This is a genomic window from Ideonella sp. (genome assembly GCF_041287625.1).
GTDB lineage: Bacteria > Pseudomonadota > Gammaproteobacteria > Burkholderiales > Burkholderiaceae_C > Ideonella.
Genome location: NZ_JBGGNH010000067.1, coordinates 1 through 15,211, shown reverse-complemented (window position 1 = coordinate 15,211; position 15,211 = coordinate 1). Strand labels below are relative to the sequence as shown.

At 67.0% G+C, this 15,211-nt stretch carries 18 protein-coding genes; 5 read left to right on the top strand and 13 right to left on the bottom strand.

Annotated features, from left to right (window positions below; all coding sequences use genetic code 11):
- The first annotated feature begins 49 nt into the window (after nucleotides 1-49).
- On the top strand, nucleotides 50-1,141 hold the full coding sequence (gene ychF, locus ACAH41_RS24540; RefSeq protein ID WP_325650488.1) for a redox-regulated ATPase YchF: 1,092 nt from the start codon (nucleotides 50-52) through the stop codon (nucleotides 1,139-1,141).
- Nucleotides 1,142-1,280: 139 nt separating this feature from the next.
- Entirely contained in the window at nucleotides 1,281-2,003 is a 723-nt protein-coding gene (locus ACAH41_RS24535; protein WP_325650487.1) for a site-2 protease family protein, read from the top strand.
- Nucleotides 2,004-2,060: 57 nt separating this feature from the next.
- Here ACAH41_RS24535 and ACAH41_RS24530 read toward each other — a convergent pair whose 3' ends face one another.
- Nucleotides 2,061-3,185 carry a hypothetical protein gene (locus ACAH41_RS24530; protein WP_325650485.1) on the bottom strand — a complete coding sequence of 375 codons (1,125 nt, stop codon included), beginning with the start codon at nucleotides 3,183-3,185 and terminating at the stop codon, nucleotides 2,061-2,063.
- Nucleotides 3,186-3,391: 206 nt separating this feature from the next.
- Between ACAH41_RS24530 and ACAH41_RS24525 the strand changes: the two genes are divergently transcribed.
- Nucleotides 3,392-4,363 carry a hypothetical protein gene (locus tag ACAH41_RS24525; RefSeq protein ID WP_325650484.1) on the top strand — a complete coding sequence of 324 codons (972 nt, stop codon included), beginning with the start codon at nucleotides 3,392-3,394 and terminating at the stop codon, nucleotides 4,361-4,363.
- Here the strand turns inward: ACAH41_RS24525 and ACAH41_RS24520 are convergent.
- Nucleotides 4,360-5,628: a hypothetical protein gene (locus tag ACAH41_RS24520; protein WP_325650482.1), complete on the bottom strand. Its 1,269-nt coding sequence runs from the start codon at nucleotides 5,626-5,628 to the stop codon at nucleotides 4,360-4,362. The two genes, ACAH41_RS24525 and ACAH41_RS24520, sit on opposite strands and share 4 nt — an antisense overlap.
- A gap of 56 nt (nucleotides 5,629-5,684) precedes the next feature.
- Complete coding sequence (locus ACAH41_RS24515; protein ID WP_325650480.1) at nucleotides 5,685-6,803, bottom strand: hypothetical protein; 1,119 nt, start codon at nucleotides 6,801-6,803, stop codon at nucleotides 5,685-5,687.
- Nucleotides 6,804-7,110: 307 nt separating this feature from the next.
- On the opposite strand from ACAH41_RS24515, the gene rpoH reads away from it, so the two are divergent.
- Nucleotides 7,111-8,028: an RNA polymerase sigma factor RpoH gene (gene rpoH, locus ACAH41_RS24510; RefSeq protein WP_325650478.1), complete on the top strand. Its 918-nt coding sequence runs from the start codon at nucleotides 7,111-7,113 to the stop codon at nucleotides 8,026-8,028.
- Between the two features lie 68 nt (nucleotides 8,029-8,096).
- Here rpoH and ACAH41_RS24505 read toward each other — a convergent pair whose 3' ends face one another.
- Genes ACAH41_RS24505 through ACAH41_RS24485 form a run of 5 tightly spaced genes read right to left on the bottom strand, consistent with a single transcriptional unit; the run spans nucleotide 8,097 to nucleotide 12,213 of the window.
- Nucleotides 8,097-8,708: an SCO family protein gene (locus tag ACAH41_RS24505; RefSeq protein WP_325650476.1), complete on the bottom strand. Its 612-nt coding sequence runs from the start codon at nucleotides 8,706-8,708 to the stop codon at nucleotides 8,097-8,099.
- Between the two features lie 32 nt (nucleotides 8,709-8,740).
- Nucleotides 8,741-9,658 (bottom strand): heme o synthase, encoded by a 918-nt coding sequence (gene cyoE / locus ACAH41_RS24500; protein ID WP_325650475.1) that lies wholly within the window; start codon nucleotides 9,656-9,658, stop codon nucleotides 8,741-8,743.
- Nucleotides 9,659-9,666: 8 nt separating this feature from the next.
- The gene (locus ACAH41_RS24495; protein WP_325650474.1) at nucleotides 9,667-10,812 is read right to left on the bottom strand and encodes a COX15/CtaA family protein; all 1,146 of its coding nucleotides are present in this window, start codon (nucleotides 10,810-10,812) and stop codon (nucleotides 9,667-9,669) included.
- On the bottom strand, nucleotides 10,812-11,459 hold the full coding sequence (locus ACAH41_RS24490; protein ID WP_325650473.1) for a hypothetical protein: 648 nt from the start codon (nucleotides 11,457-11,459) through the stop codon (nucleotides 10,812-10,814). Before ACAH41_RS24490 ends, ACAH41_RS24495 begins: the two co-directional genes overlap by 1 nt.
- A 10-nt stretch (nucleotides 11,460-11,469) precedes the next feature.
- Nucleotides 11,470-12,213 carry an SURF1 family protein gene (locus ACAH41_RS24485; RefSeq protein WP_325650471.1) on the bottom strand — a complete coding sequence of 248 codons (744 nt, stop codon included), beginning with the start codon at nucleotides 12,211-12,213 and terminating at the stop codon, nucleotides 11,470-11,472.
- Between the two features lie 51 nt (nucleotides 12,214-12,264).
- Here ACAH41_RS24485 and ACAH41_RS24480 point away from each other — a divergent pair, with 51 nt between their 5' ends.
- Nucleotides 12,265-12,486 carry a twin transmembrane helix small protein gene (locus ACAH41_RS24480; RefSeq protein WP_325650469.1) on the top strand — a complete coding sequence of 74 codons (222 nt, stop codon included), beginning with the start codon at nucleotides 12,265-12,267 and terminating at the stop codon, nucleotides 12,484-12,486.
- A 55-nt stretch (nucleotides 12,487-12,541) separates the two neighbouring features.
- On the opposite strand, the gene ACAH41_RS24475 is transcribed toward ACAH41_RS24480, so the two are convergent.
- The 5 genes from ACAH41_RS24475 to ACAH41_RS24455 form a co-directional block, all read right to left on the bottom strand.
- Entirely contained in the window at nucleotides 12,542-13,438 is an 897-nt protein-coding gene (locus tag ACAH41_RS24475; RefSeq protein ID WP_325650467.1) for a cytochrome c oxidase subunit 3, read from the bottom strand.
- 40 nt (nucleotides 13,439-13,478) lie between these two features.
- Entirely contained in the window at nucleotides 13,479-13,724 is a 246-nt protein-coding gene (locus ACAH41_RS24470; protein ID WP_325650465.1) for a DUF2970 domain-containing protein, read from the bottom strand.
- Nucleotides 13,725-13,833: 109 nt separating this feature from the next.
- On the bottom strand, nucleotides 13,834-14,457 hold the full coding sequence (locus ACAH41_RS24465) for a cytochrome c oxidase assembly protein (protein ID WP_325650463.1): 624 nt from the start codon (nucleotides 14,455-14,457) through the stop codon (nucleotides 13,834-13,836).
- A 13-nt stretch (nucleotides 14,458-14,470) separates the two neighbouring features.
- The gene (locus ACAH41_RS24460; protein ID WP_325650461.1) at nucleotides 14,471-14,590 is read right to left on the bottom strand and encodes a cytochrome oxidase small assembly protein; all 120 of its coding nucleotides are present in this window, start codon (nucleotides 14,588-14,590) and stop codon (nucleotides 14,471-14,473) included.
- A gap of 24 nt (nucleotides 14,591-14,614) precedes the next feature.
- Nucleotides 14,615-15,211, bottom strand: a 597-nt coding sequence (locus ACAH41_RS24455) for a cbb3-type cytochrome c oxidase subunit I (RefSeq protein WP_370538576.1), incomplete at its 5' end; no start/stop codon positions are given.

Here is a 15,211-nt window from a genome sequence, read left to right as displayed (position 1 = left end):
GAAATTTGCCTGCAGGCCTGTCCCTCTCTCTCCTCTCCGAAAGTCCCCCATGAGCCTGAAGTGCGGCATCGTCGGCCTGCCCAATGTCGGCAAGTCCACCCTTTTCAATGCCCTGACCAAGGCCGGCATCGCTGCCGAGAACTACCCCTTCTGCACCATCGAGCCCAACGTGGGCGTGGTGGAGCTGCCGGACCCGCGGCTGCAGGCGCTGGCCGAGATCGTCAAGCCCGAGCGCATCCTGCCTGCCATTGTCGAGTTCGTCGACATCGCCGGCCTGGTGGCCGGTGCCAGCAAGGGCGAAGGCCTGGGCAATCAGTTCCTCAGCCACATCCGCGAGACGGACGCCATCGTCAACGTGGTGCGCTGCTTCGAAGACGAGAACGTGATCCACGTCAACGGCAAGGTCGACCCGATCTCCGACATCGAGGTCATCCAGACGGAGCTGTGCCTGGCCGACCTGGGCACCGTCGAGAAAAGCCTGCACCGCTACAACAAGAACGCCCGCTCCGGCGACAAGGAAGCCGCGGCACTGGTCAAGATCCTCGAGAAGTGCCAGGCCGCACTGGACCAGGCCCAGCCGGTGCGCGCCATTCCTTTCAGCAAGGAAGAATGGGTGCTGGTCAAGCCGCTGTGCCTGATCACCGCCAAGCCGGCGATGTTCGTCGGCAACGTCGATGAATCCGGCTTCGAGAACAACCCCTTCCTGGACCGGCTGAAGGAATACGCAGCCAAGCAGAACGCCCCGGTCGTGGCCATCTGCGCCAAGACCGAAGCCGAGCTGTCGGAAATGGAAGACGAGGACCGCGCGCTGTTCCTGGCCGAGATGGGCCAGGACGAGCCGGGCCTGAACCGGTTGATCCGCGCCGCGTTCAAGCTGCTGGGCCTTCAGACCTACTTCACCGCCGGCGTGAAGGAAGTGCGCGCCTGGACCATCCATGTCGGCGACACCGCGCCGCAGGCCGCCGGCGTGATCCACACCGACTTCGAACGCGGCTTCATCCGCGCCCAGACCATCGCCTTCGACGACTTCATCAAGTTCAAGGGCGAACAGGGCGCGAAGGACGCCGGCAAGATGCGCGCCGAAGGCAAGGAATACGTGGTCAAGGACGGCGACGTGCTGAACTTCCTGTTCAACGTCTGACACCCCACGAACGCCCCCGTGGCGGCGCCTGCGGCCCGCCCTGCTGTTGGCCGTCCTACCCACGCTCGCAGCCAGGTTCATGCCGTTGATCCTCCTCAACAAGAGTAATCCGGCCTGAGCGATCAGGAGATCGCCCACCATGATCAAGCTGCTGTTCCTGCTCTTCTCGGGCCTGAAGTTCGGCAAGCTGCTGGCGACCGGCAGCACCATGCTGCTGTCGCTGGTGGTCTATGCCTGGGTTTATGGCTGGCGCTATGCCGCCGGTTTCATCGTGCTGCTGTTCGTGCACGAGATGGGCCACTTCTGGGCCGCCCGGCACAAGGGCCTGAATGTCGGCCTGCCGACCTTCATCCCCCTTGTCGGGGCCTGGGTGGAACTGAAGGACCAGCCGCACGACGCCGAAACCGAGGCCTTCGTTGGCCTGGCCGGGCCGCTGCTGGGCACGGTGGGCGCGCTGGTCGCGTATTTCCTCGCGCGCGACGGCCACGACACGCGCTGGCTGCTGGCCGTGGCCTACAGCGGCTTCTTCCTGAACCTATTCAACCTGATCCCGATCTCGCCGTTCGATGGCGGCCGCATCACCGCGGTGCTGTCGCCGCGCATCTGGCTGCTGGGCGTGCCGGTGCTGATCGCATTGTTCTTGTGGCGGCCCAGCCCGCTGCTGATCCTGATGGCCCTGCTCGCGGCACCGCAGGCATGGAAGGCGTGGAAGTACGACGCGAATGGCCCGGAAGCCAACAGCTACTACGCAGTTTCAACCGCGGTGAAGCTGGAATACGGCTTCTGCTACCTTGCGCTGGCCGGCTTCCTGGCGGTGATGGCGCACGACGTGCACGAGATGCTCACGCACGTTGCGGGCTGAGAGCCCGGGGACGCGGCCGGCCACCGCCAAAACCGGTCGCCTCCCCCGGCTCACAGCTCAATCGGAGGCGGTTTTCTTCAGGCGCACGATCACGCCGCGGATGGTGTACGGCGAGGTCTTCTTCTTTTCCCACAGCGCGAAGGCCTTGCCGTCGGCCGAGACCAGCGGCACGTGCATGATGTCGTAGGCGCTGTTGCTGTAGCCGCGCGCTGCCAGGTAGTCCTTGGCGGTCTGCATGCCGGCCTTCTGAGTCCAGATGAAGCCGCTGGACACGGGGCTGAAGTACAGCCGGCACATGCCGGTGACGGTCTTGCCGTCTTCGGTCAACGCGGCTGCGCTGGCCATGCCGCCCATCGTGGTGCCCGGGCACACGCCCAGGATCTCGCTCTTCCAGGCCTGTTTCTTCTCGCTCCAGCGCCACAGCGCGGCCGAGTTGAAGAAGGTGTTGGTGTCCAGGCTCTGGCCGACCACCATGGTGCCGGCGGCGTTGACCGCTTCGGCGGTGCCCGGCAGGTCGTCCGCGGTGCCCATCACCGTCTTGCTGCCGTGCGACCAGATCAGCGTGCGCCAGGTGCCGCTGCTCGGGTTTTCCTCCCAGCCCACCAGCACGGTGCCGTCCTGGTTGATGGCGTTGATGCGCGACGAGCCGCCGTCGGTGGGCAGGCCCACCATGCCACTGGCATCGGTGTAGAAGCCGTGCGCTTTGCCACTGGTCAGCCAGTACAGGCCGCCAACCGTCTTGCCATCCCCTGAGATGGACCAGACCGAGCTGTCGGTGGCGTCCGAGACGGCGGCGTCGGCCGGCAGCGGCTGAATCGTGGACCAGCCCCTCTTGCGGGTCCAGCGGCCAGCGGTGCCGTAGGTGCCGTCGTCCGACAGGATCATCGACGCGACGACCTTGCCGTCCGCCGAGATCACTGGATGGCCGCCGGACACGCCCAGCACATCCAGCGTGCTGCGGCCCAGGCGCTCGGTGGTGCCGGTCTTGTGCGACCACAGGAAGGTCTCGTAGTTGTTCAGCATGCGGCCGGTGGCGAATTTGGTGTCGGCCGACATGCCTTCCAGGTAGCAGTCGGTGCAGACCACATGCCCCACCGCCTCCTGGGCCTGGACAGCCAAAGGCGTCAGGGTAGCGAAGGAAGCAACCAGGCCTGCACCCTGCAGGAACTTGCGTGTATTCATCTCTCACACCTCAAAGACAAGCCGGCACCATGCCGACCGAACCGTGAATTTGCTGGACCGAACCGGTCGGACGCAGCGCGTGAAAACAATGTAGCCAAAGTGCTAAAAATCTACAAGATCTCTCTGAGAGAATTTCGATCGCCATGTCAGTCCGGCAACGGCAGGGCCTGCGGGCACATGGCCAATGCGGGCCACAATGGTTGGCCATGCCGATCGACGACTACGACTCCAGCTCACTGGACTCCTCGCAAGACTCCCGGCTGCCGCCCCGGCCTGTCGCGGTGCGTCGGGCGCCACGGGCCTGGCTGCCCCATGCGCTGCTCGCGGTGGGCGCGCTGGCCGCGGCCACCACGGTCTTCTGGGTCCAGGCGCAGCGCCACCATGCACCGATCCGCATCGATGCGGACGAGGTCATCGAAGCCGTCATGCAGCGCAACTACGGCGCTTACTCGCCGGCGCAAAAGGGCTGGCTGTGGACCGGACCGCAGCACGCGCCCTACCTGATGCAGGTGGTGCAGCGGGCCAAGGTGGAGCCGGAAGACGGCGCGCAAGGGGATGACGAGCTGTATTTTGTTGCCGCCGGCACGCCGCTGCGGCCCACCCAGCCGGAGCCAGCGCTGACCGGGCTGTTCCAGGTCAAGGGCGACATGGACAAGCGCGACGGTTCGCTGCTGGAGATCAGCACGCCGCTGCGGCAGGAACAGGGCGCCGTACCGCTGCAGCCGCAGGACGTGAAGTTCCTGGCGCTGGGCAGCAAGACCTGGGGCTGGGTGCTGACGACGCATTACGCCACCAAGGCCGACGACAAGCCGGCCGCCACCTGGCAGGTGGTGATGGCGCCGCAAGGCGTCGACATGGCCGAGTTGGTGCGTTTCCCGGCCTCGCTGGAAGACGGCCCTGGCAAGGGCTGCGAGCCGGCCGCGAGTCCGGCCAAAGCGCCGGCGACCGAACCGGATGACAGGGTGGACGAAGCGCCAGGTGGCGCCGAAGGACAGCGGCGCTGCAGCCACGCCCGCTGGACTTACCGCGCCGGCCCGGTGCCGGCGCAGGGGCTGCTGAGCTTCAGCGTCACCGGCGGCGGGCTGGTCAACGGCGAACAGCGGCCACAGAAGACCTGGCAACTGGTGTTCGACGCCAAGCGCTTCCGCTACACGCTGCCGGAAGGCCTGAGCTTCTAGGCCTGACCGCCGGCTGGGGGTTCGATGTTGTCGACCACGATGTGCATCTCGATCAGCGGCACCGGGTAGGCCATCTCGCAGCGCCAGCCCCGGAAGCGCTGGCTCGCGAGGCCGGCGCGCTGCAGCGCCAAGGCCAGTGTGTCCTGGTGGTCCGGCACGCCGGCCAGCGCCCAGGGTTTGCTGTCGTCGGGCATGCCGTGCGGCAGCGGATCGATGGTGGCGCTGAGGTTGAGCTCGCGGTAGTGGCGGCGGCCGGGGTCCGGGGGCGCCAGTGGCACGCCGGTCGGCCCGGGCAGGAAGAAGCTGATGCGCGGGCGCGCCCGCGGCCACAGGCTTTCGGCCACGAAGACGTCCCGCACCAGACGGTGGCACGGGGTGTGCAGCATGTAGATGCGCAGGATCTGGCTGCTGCCAGGTTCGTCCAGCCGGTGCGCGCGGTCGGCGCGGAAACCGGTGGTCAGGGGGCTTGGCATCGCGGCGCTGTCGCCGGGCAGCACGAAGGTGTTGATGCGTCCTTCGCGCTCCAGCTGCAATGCGGGCAGCGGTTGGCCGCTGGCTTCGGTGAGGATGAAATCCAGCGCGTCGCCCGCGCCCGGCCGGCCAGACAGGCTGGTCATGCGCGGCTCTTCATCGTCAGGCGCCACATCGTCCTGCACATGCAGGCTCAGCAACGGCACCGCAGTGCCGGGCGTCACGCGCTGCAGGCCGATGCGGCGGTGCACCTCGATGAAATCCAGGTGCCGGCCGTTCGGGTTTGGCACGATGAACAGCGCGGTGCTGACGGTCTCGGCATAGTGGCCGAACAGGAAGGACACGGCCTTGAACGAAGCCTGGCGGGCCATGTGCTCGCGGCGGGCCCGCACGTCTTCCTCGTTGGCGCCGAGCTGGGCGTCCAGGCCCTGGCGGCCACCTGGCAGGCGGTCCAGCAGCGACTGGAAGGCGTCGATGGCCAGCGCCAGCGCGTCGACCAGCGCCTCATCAGCATGGCCCTGGGCGCCGTCGATCAGCATGCGCAAGCCGGTGGGCGACGGCAGGCGGTGCAGGAATTCGGCATCGGACTCGGCGCGCGTGGCCTGCACCAGCCGGCTGGCCAGGCTCTTGTCCAGCCCGGCGCTGCGCATCAGCCGCACCGGCCTCGGGGGCACGCCAGCCAGCGCGGCGATCAGCGGGGCCAGCGCCGCACGCAATGCGGCAGCCACCGTGGCAACGGTCGTTGCGGCAGCCACTGCGGGCGCAGGCGCGGGCGAAAGTTCAATGACGGACATGGAGACCCTGGCGGCGGCTTCAGACAGGAACAGGCCGACCGCCAGTATCGTTGAGCTCAGGGGGCCAGTGCAGCCGGCGGCAGCGTGATCAGCATGCTGCGCATCGTGTACGGCGAGCGCTTCATGACTTCGACGATGACCAGCTTGTCGCCCTTGGGGGTGATGGCAATCACATTGGTCAGGTTGTAGTTCCGCGCCGAGTAGCCATAGGTCTTCAGGAAATCGGCCGCCAGGACCAGGCCGGTGGCCTTGGTCCAGAGGAAGCCGCTGGTGGCCGGCGTGAAGGTGGTGCGGGCCAGGCCGCCGACCAGCTTGCCGTCGTCAGACAGCGCATTGGCATAGGCCATGCCGCCCCAATCGCTGTTGGGCAGGATGCCCAGGATCTTGGTTTCCCACTTCTTGCCATCCCATTTCCAGCGGGCGGCTGCGCCAATGCCGGTCTCCGGGTCGGGCGCCTGGCCGACCAGGATGTCGCCGTCACCGTTGACAGCCTCGGCTTCGCCGTAGTTCAGGTCCAGCAAGGTGCGCTCGCCGTTCACCCACACGGCAGGCAGCCGGCTGCCATTCACCGGGTCTTCTTCCCAGCCGGCCAGCACGCTGCCGTCCTTGTTCGCATCGTCGATGCGGGCGGAGCCGCCGGCAGTGGGCAGGCCGGTCATGCCGACCTTGGCCTGCCAGACGCTGCCATGGGCAGAGCCACCACTCTGGTTCGGGCGCCAGTACAGGCCAGTGACGATCTTGCCGTCGCGCGACATGCCGTAGACCGAGCTGTCCTCGGTGTCCATGATTCCGCCGTCCGGCGGCAGGGTCTTGCTCAGCATCTGCCAGCCCTTGGTGGCCGTCCAGGCGCCTTGCGTGGCGTAGCTGCCAGTGTCGTCCAGCACGGTGGCGGCCACCTTCTTGCCGTCGCCCGAAATGGCCGGCAGGCCGGACATGGTGCCGATGACCGGCAAGGTGGCGCGGCCCAGCGCCTGCAGCCCACCCTGGGCGCTCCAGTAGAAGGTTTCGTAGGCGCCGTTGAGCAGGCCGGTGGCGGCCTGGCCGTCGCTCGACAGATCGGTCACCAGGCATTCGCAGATCTGCACCGCGGTGGCCGTCTGGGCCAGTGCCAGCGAAGGCGACAGTGCGGCGATGGCCACGGCGATCACGCCGGTGGCCGGCAAGGACTTGCTCATCAACATTTCGAACCCCTCTATGCTCAGACTCAATCCATCCACACGAAGGCCGCTGTTGCTGGCCCACAAGCTCGTTGCCGGCGTGCAATCCATCACCACACCCGGTACCGTGAACCGAATGTAGCCAGCCATCTTTCATTCTTCAAGAGGTCTCTCAGAGAAATTATGGTCTGCCATACCCTTCGTTCTAGGGGGAATCGTGCTTCAACCGGTGTCAGCGGGTGCATGCGGGCCAGTCTTAGCACTCAAACAGATGGAGTGCTAATATCCGCGGAACCAATTCCCTGGTCTACGAGTCCATCACCGCATGACACTGCCCTCCACCAACGCCCTGGCCTTGCGTGATCCGTGGGCCCTGGTGCCGCCCCTCGGCAACCTGGACGCCTACATCACCGCGGTCAACCGCATTCCGCTGCTCACGCCGGAAGAAGAAGGTGAGTTTGCGCGCCAGCTGCGCGACAAGGACGACCTGCAGGCTGCCGGCCGGCTGGTGCTGTCGCACCTGCGTCTGGTCGTCTCGGTCTCGCGCCAATACCTGGGTTACGGGTTGCCGCAGGGCGACCTGATCCAGGAAGGCAACGTCGGCCTGATGAAGGCGGTGCGCCGCTTCGACCCGGAGCAAGGCGTGCGTCTGGTCAGCTACGCGCTGCACTGGATCAAGGCCGAGATCCACGAGTACATCCTGAAGAACTGGCGCATGGTCAAGGTCGCAACGACCAAGTCCCAGCGCAAGCTGTTCTTCAACCTGCGCTCGATGAAGCAGACACTGAAGAGCAAGTCTGGCGACCAAAGCTTTCGCGCGACGCTGACGCCGGATGAAGTGGCCACCATGGCGCGCGACCTGAATGTCAAGCCGGAAGAAGTCGTCGAGATGGAAACCCGGCTGTCGGGTGGTGACGTGGCTTTCGAGCCGCAGGGCGACGAAGGCGAAGAAAGCTTCGCTCCCATCGCCTACCTGGCCGACGACACGCAAGAGCCGACCCGCGTGCTGGAAGCCCGCAGCCGTGACTGGCTGGGAAGCGACGGCATTGCGCACGCGCTGGATCAGCTGGATGCGCGCAGCCGCCGCATCGTCGAAGAGCGCTGGCTGAAGGTCAATGACGACAGCTCCGGCGGCATGACGCTGCACGAGCTGGCGACCGACTACGGCGTCAGCGCCGAGCGCATTCGCCAGATCGAAGTGGCGGCCATGAAGAAGATGCGCAAGGCGCTGGAAGCGGCCTGAGCACTTCCGTGCCGCGATGAAAAATGGCTCCCTCGGGAGCCGTTTTTCATTGGGCCACCGGGCGGCGCTCAGCCTTCTGCCAGCAGGTGTTTCAAGTCCTGTGCCAGCACGTCCGGCCCGCCGCCGTAGCGGGTGAACACACGCACCCTGCCCTGGCGATCGAACAGGTAGGAGCCGGCGGTATGGTCCAGCGTGTAGCTGCTCTCTGTCTTGCCCGGCACCTTGGCGAAAAACACCTTGAAGCTCTTGGCCGCGGCCAGCGTCTGCTCGGGCGTGCCGCGCAGCGCGATGAAGTCCGGCCCGAAGTTGGCCATGTAGGCCTTCAGCACCGGACCGGTGTCGCGCTCCGGGTCCAGCGTGACAAAGATCGGCAGCACGTCCTTGCCCTGCTCACCGAGTTGCTGCTTCACGGCGGCCAGCTCGCCCATCGTCGTCGGGCAGACATCCGGGCACTGGGTGTAGCCGAAGAACACCACCAGCACCTTGCCCTTGTACTGGGCCAGCGTGCGCGGCTGGCCGTCCACATCCTGCAGGCTGAGGCCGCTGGCGTACTCGGCGCCGGTGATGTCGACGCCCTTGAAGCCGGCGGTGGCGCCTGGGCGGTCGCAGGCAGCGAGCGCCAGTGCGGTGGCGGCGGCCAGCCAGCGGCGGCGGGACCAGGCGGTTGCTTGAGGGTTCATCGAGCGGAACAGCGGGTTGCGACGCGGCAGGCTCAGCGCAAGCCGGCCAGCAGCGGACTCAGGTAGTGATCCACCAGCAGCGCGGCAAACAGCAGCGCCAGGTAGAGGATGGAGAAGAAGAAGGTGCGGCGAGCCAGCGCGTCCGAATAGTTGCGCCAGAGCCGGAAACCGTAGGCGATGAACCAGAAGCCCAGCACCAGCGCGCTGGCCAGGTAGATCCAGCCGCTCATGCCATACACAAACGGCATCAGGGTGCCGGCCAGCAGCACGATGGTGTAGAGGAAGATGTGCAGCCGCGTCAGCTCGGCACCGTGTGTCACCGGCAGCATCGGCAGGCCGGAGCGGCGGTAGTCGTCGGCGCGGTACAGCGCCAGCGCCCAGAAGTGCGGCGGGGTCCACAGGAAGATGATCAGGCACAACAGCCATGCCTCTGCTCCGGCGTCGCCCCGCACCGCGGCCCACCCCAGCACCGGCGGCATCGCGCCCGAAGCGCCGCCGATGACGATGTTCTGCGGTGTGCGCGGCTTCAGCACCACGGTGTAAATGACGGCGTAGCCGACGAAGGTGGCCAGCGTGAGCCAGGTGGTCAGCGGGTTGACCCAGATCCACAGCATCAGGCAGCCGCCCAGGCACAGCACACCGGAGAACAACAGCGTGTCGCGTGGCGCCAGCTCGCCCTTGGCGGTCGGCCGCCAGGCCGTGCGTTTCATGCGCTGGTCGATCTTGGCCTCGATCAGGCAGTTGAACGCTGCTGCCGCGCCCGCCACCAGCCAGATGCCCAACGTGCCAGCCACCAGCACCCGCCAGGGCGGGATGCCAGGGCTGGCCAGCAGCATGCCGATCACCGCGCAGAAGACGATCAGCTGTACCACGCGCGGCTTGGTCAGGGCGCGGTACTGGGCCCATTTGGACATCGGTGCGGAGGGCGAGACGGCGGGCGCGGCGGCCATGGGCAAACTCATGTGGACAAGGCAGGGCCGCGCGACGCAGCGCCGGCCGGAGAAGACGACACCCGCTGCACCCGCGCCAACCTGGCACGGGCGAGCAAGCCCACCATTGTCGCCAACAGTGCGGCAGCGCCAGCACTGTGGGCCAAAGCCCCCAGCAAAGGCCACTGCAAGACCACGTTGCCAATGCCGCTGGCCACCTGCAGCGCGAGCAAGGCAAGCAAGGCTTGCGCGTAGCCGCGCGCTTCGCCACCGCGGCGCCACACGGCCACGATGAGCGCGAGCATTGCCACGCTCAGCAGCATCGCCACCAGCCTGTGCCCCAAGTGGATGGCCACCAGCGCGTCCAGCGTCAGGTAGCCGCCATGCCCTGCCCGGCCCAGTTCGCGCAGCAGCGTGAAGCCCTGGTGGAAATCGGCCTGCGGCCACCACTGGCCGTTGCACTGCGGAAAGCCCTGGCAGGCCACCACGGCATAGTTGGTGCTGACCCAGCCGCCCAGGGCGATCTGCAGCACCAGCAGGCCCAACACCACCGCGGCGCCGCGGCGCAGGCCGGGCGACAGCAGCAGCGGCCGGTCCCGATAGGCCTGGTGCTGCAGCATCAGCAAGGCCAGCAGCAGCATCGCGCCCAGCAGATGGCCGGTGACCACCGCCGGGTACAGCTTCAGTGTCACGGTGTACTTGCCGAACATGCCTTGCACGATGACCCAGACCAGCGTGAGCACCGGCCAGGCCAGCGAATGCGGCAGGCGCTTGCGCGCCGCGTAGCTGACGACGGCCAGCACCAGGCACAGCGCGCCGACGACCATCGCCAGGTAGCGGTGCACCATCTCGATCCAGGCCTTGTGCCAGGTCACCGGGCCGCTGGGCATGGCCGTCTGCGCGGCGTGGATCTCGTCCTGCGCCTGCAGCGGGCTGGCCTCGCCATAGCAGCCGGGCCAGTCCGGGCAACCGAGGCCGGAATCGGTCAGCCGGGTGAAGGCGCCAAAGGCAATCAAGTCGAAGGTGAGGAACAGCGTCAAGGCTGTCAACGCGGCCAGCCGGGCCGGCGTGTCCGCCCCGCGGCGGCGCAGCCAGACCCAGCCCAGCGGCAGCAGCGCCAGCGTGGCAGCGCCCAGCAGCAACGGCACGAAGACCGCCCAGCGCGGGTCCAGCATCAGCGTGGCTCCCGGCCAGGCCGGTCCCAGAAAGCCGAGGCGCGCAGCAGGCGCTCCAGGTCCTTCTTGAACTTCTCCGGCGCCAGCGGCACGGGGGTGCGCATCATCCACTCGCCCATCGGGTCGACCAGGTAGAGGTGGCTTTCCAGTGCCTGGCCGGGCGCCGGCTGCAGCCAGGCCACCAGCGCTTCGCGCGGCACGCGCAGCACCGTGGCGGGTGCGCCAGCCTGCATGGCCTGCGCGATGGGCGGGCGCAACGGCGCGTCGTCGGTCACCAGCCAGACACGGTCGATCCGGTCCTTCTCGCGGCCCATCATCTCGCGCAGCTGGCGCTGGTCGTACAGCAGCGCCTCGCAGCGGCCGTCGCAGCCACCACCGGCCACCACGACCATCAGCCATTGATCCTTCAGGCTGCCGGCCGGCACCGGCTGGCCGCCCAGCGTGCGCAGCGGCAGGTCAGCCGGCAGGCTGCGCGTGGGCTGGATCAGCTCGGCGTAGTTGCTGCGCGTCTGCGGCCTCACCACGAAATACAGGAAGTAGGACGCCGCCACCGGTGCCAAACAGGCCAGCAGCACCAGCAGCATGGTCGCGCGGCCACGCCTGCGTTGCGCGTCGGGCAGCGTCACAGCCGGTGTATGCACCGTCATGGCCAGCGGATCATGCCTGGGCACGGCGGGGTCGAATGAGTTGGAACCAGACATAAAGACCCGCGATCATGGCGCAGAAAACAAACCATTGGGATGCGTAACCGTAATGCTTGGCGACGTCCACCGCCGGCTGCGGCCAGTCGCGCAGCAAGCCGTCGTCCTGCGGTGCGCCGGCCAGCGACATCGGCGCCAAGGCCTGGACCGACAGCGGCCGCAGCGCCAGGCCCTGCTGCGCGGCAAAAGCGTCACGGTCCAGGTTCTGGCGGATCGGGCCGGACGCGTCTTCCCCCAGTTGCGTCAGACGTGACGGCCAGGGCGCCACGCGGCCCGTGACCCGCACCTCGCCTTCGGGCGTCGGCACGCTCGGCAGCCGCGTGCGGTCCAGCTGGTCGCGTGGCGCCCAGCCGCGTTGCACCAGCACGGCGTCACCGCTGGCCAGCCGCAGCGGCGTCAGCATGAAAAATCCGGGCCGGCCCCGCATCTGCCGGTTGTCGAGGAAGACAGTGGCGCCCGGCACCCAGTGGCCCGTCAGCGTGACCGGGCGATAAGCCTGCTCGTCGGCCTGCAGCGGCGTGCGTGCCAGGCTGTCGTTGCCCAGTGCAGGCAGCTGGCCGTGTTCGGTGATCTCGGCCTGCAGCGCCAGCTTCTGCTTGGCACGGTCCAGCTGCCACAGGCCCATGCGGGCCATCACGGCCATGCCCAGCAAAGCGGCCAGCAGCACCAGCCATTGGCGCTGCCGCACGGTCATCTGCATGTGGCAAACCCTGCCCAGCGGTAGCGCGAGGGCGCGCAAATAATGCTCGGCATGAAATTCGTGATCCTGCTGGCGCTGCTCGCCATTGTCGTGGTGCTGGCCAGCGCCGGTGTATTCATGCTGCGCAGGCCAGGCAGCGAAGGTGCGCAGCCCAAGCGCATGGCGCGGGCCCTGGCGCTGCGGGTAGGCTTGTCCGTCATGCTGTTCCTGCTGGTGCTGCTGGCCTGGCAGATGGGCTGGATAGAACCGCGCGGCATTCCAGTGGGGCACTGAGCCGTCAGCAAAAACGCCGCGCAATGCGGCGTTTTTTCTCACGCGAATTGCCCGGTCACATCCAGTACACGATCAGGTACAGGCCGAGCCAGACCACATCCACGAAGTGCCAGTACCAAGCGGCGCCCTCGAAGCCGAAATGGCGCTGCGGCGTGAAGTGGCCCTTGCTCAGGCGAATGGTGATGAACAGCAGCATCAGCATGCCGACGAACACGTGGAAGCCGTGGAAGCCGGTCAGCATGAAGAAGGTCGAACCGTAGATGCCGGAGCTGAGTTTCAGGTTCAGCTCGGTGTAGGCATGGTGGTACTCGTAGACCTGGAAGCCCAGGAACAGGATGCCCAGCAGCACCGTGACGCACATCCAGGCAACCGTCTTGCTGCGGTGGCCGGCGATCAGCGCGTGGTGGGCAATCGTCAGCGTCACGCCGGAGGTCAGCAGGATGCCGGTGTTGATGGTTGGGATCGGCCACGGGCCCATGGTGGTGAACGGGGCCACGGTGTCGGCCGGCGAAGCCGTCATGCCGGCGGCGGTGCTGGGCCACACGGCCTTGAAGTCCGGCCACAGCAGCTGGTTCTCGATGCTGCCCAGCGAGGGCAGCGCGTGCACACGGGCCCAGTACAGGGCACCGAAAAAGGCTGCGAAGAACATCACCTCCGAGAAGATGAACCAGCTCATGCTCCAGCGGTAGGAAACGTCGATGCGGTCCGAATACTGGCCCGATTCGCTCTCGCCAATCGCCTGGCTGAACCACTGGAACAGCACGGTCAGCCAGATCAGCAGGCCGGCCGCCAGTGAATACGCGCCCCAGCCGTGGCCGTTGACCCACTGGCCAGCACCGAGGATCACAAAAAACAGGCCGACGGCCGCCATCACCGGATGCCGCGATGGCGCCGGGATGAAGTAGTACGGCGCAGTGCCTGGGCTGCCGGCAGCGGGCATGTGAGCGGACATGTTCAGGGTCTCCTCGTCTTCTCTCGAAACTTTGAAATTGCTAGGCGCTGGCGGCCGCGCCGCTGCCCACCACCCAGTTCGCCAGCAGCACCAACGCCAGCACGAACAGCACTGCGCCGATGACCGCCGCCACCACCAGGTGCAGCGGATTGAGCTGGCCCAGGTCGCGTTCGTAATCCGCACCGCGGCGCACGCCAAAGAAGGACCAGGCCACCGCCTTCAGCGTGCCCAGGAACGAGCCCTTGCGCGCCAGCAGCGAAGGTTCAGCAGAGGGCTTGTCGGTCACGCCAGCCCCTCGTCCAACGAATACGTCGGCCGATCCCCCGAGGGGATGCGGGCCAGCTTGGGAGCGGCCCGGCGCTCGGCCCGCGCGAAACAGGATGACGCAAAGGGGTTCATGACGGCGCTCGCACGGCATCCGCCAGCACAGGCAGCGGCGCCTGCGCGGTGTGCCCGGCCGGTGCCGCTGGCACCTTGCCGCCGACCTCGAAGAAGGTGTAGGACAGCGTGATCGTGGTCACGTCCTTGGGCAGCTTCGGGTCCAGGTAGAACACCACCGGCCACTGCTTGCCTTCGCCGGGCGCCAGCACGTACTCGTTGAAGCAGAAGCATTCCAGCTTGTTGAAGTACGGCGAGGCCTGGTGCGGTGCGTAGCTGGGAATGGCCTGGGCGGCCATGGTTCGATCCTGCACATTGCGGAACTCGTACATCACCGTTGCCATTTCGCCAGGGTGAACCTGCACCGAGTTGACCGCCGGCTTGAACTCCCAGGGCCCGCGGGCGTTGGCATCGAACTCCACCGTCACCGTGCGGCTGGTGTCGACCTGCGTGTTGGCCGGCAGCTTGCGCGCGCCGCCGCCATTCGGCTCGGCCAGCGACAGCACGTTGATGCCCAGCGCTTCGCAGATGTGCTTGTAGAGCGGCACCAGCGCAAAGCCGAAGCCGAACATGCCGGCCGTCACGACCAGCAGCTTGGCCGTCATCAGCAGGTTGTCTCGGCGCAGTGCGGTCAGCTTCATCGGCGCGATGGGCTCAGTGCCCTTGGGTCAGCGCGACCTTGAGCACAAAGCCGACACCCAGCGAGATCGCGATCGTCGCCAGGATCAGCGCCAGCCGCAGGTTGGCCTTGCGTTGTTCGGGGGTCAGGGCCATGGAAGTGCGTGCTCGGGAACGTGATCAGCCGATGATGCGCGTGGCGCTGGCGTCCAGCTTGGGTGGGGTTTCGAAGGTGTGGAACGGCGCCGGCGACGGCACTTCCCACTCCAGCCCCTCGGCACCTTCCCAAGGCTTCTGCGGTGCAGGTTCGCCCTTGCCGCGCATCGCGGGCACCACGACGAACAGGAAGAAATAGACCTGCATCAGCCCGAAGCCAAACGCGCCGATGGAGGCCAGCGCATTGAAGTCGGCGAACTGCATCGGGTAGTCGGCATAGCGGCGCGGCATGCCGGCCAGGCCCAGGAAGTGCATCGGGAAGAAGGTCACGTTGAAGAAGATCAGCGAGCCCCAGAAGTGGATCTTGCCGCGCGTCTCCGAATACATCACGCCGGTCCACTTGGGCGACCAGTAATAGTAGCCGGCGAACATGCCGTACAGCGAGCCGGCCACCAGCACGTAGTGGAAGTGGGCGACGACGTAGTAGGTGTCCTGCAGCTGCTGGTCGATCGGTGCCATCGACAGGATCAGGCCGGTGAAGCCGCCCATCGAGAACACGAACAGGAAGCCCACCGCGAACAGCATCGGCGTCTCGAAGGTCATCGAGCCGCGCCACATCGT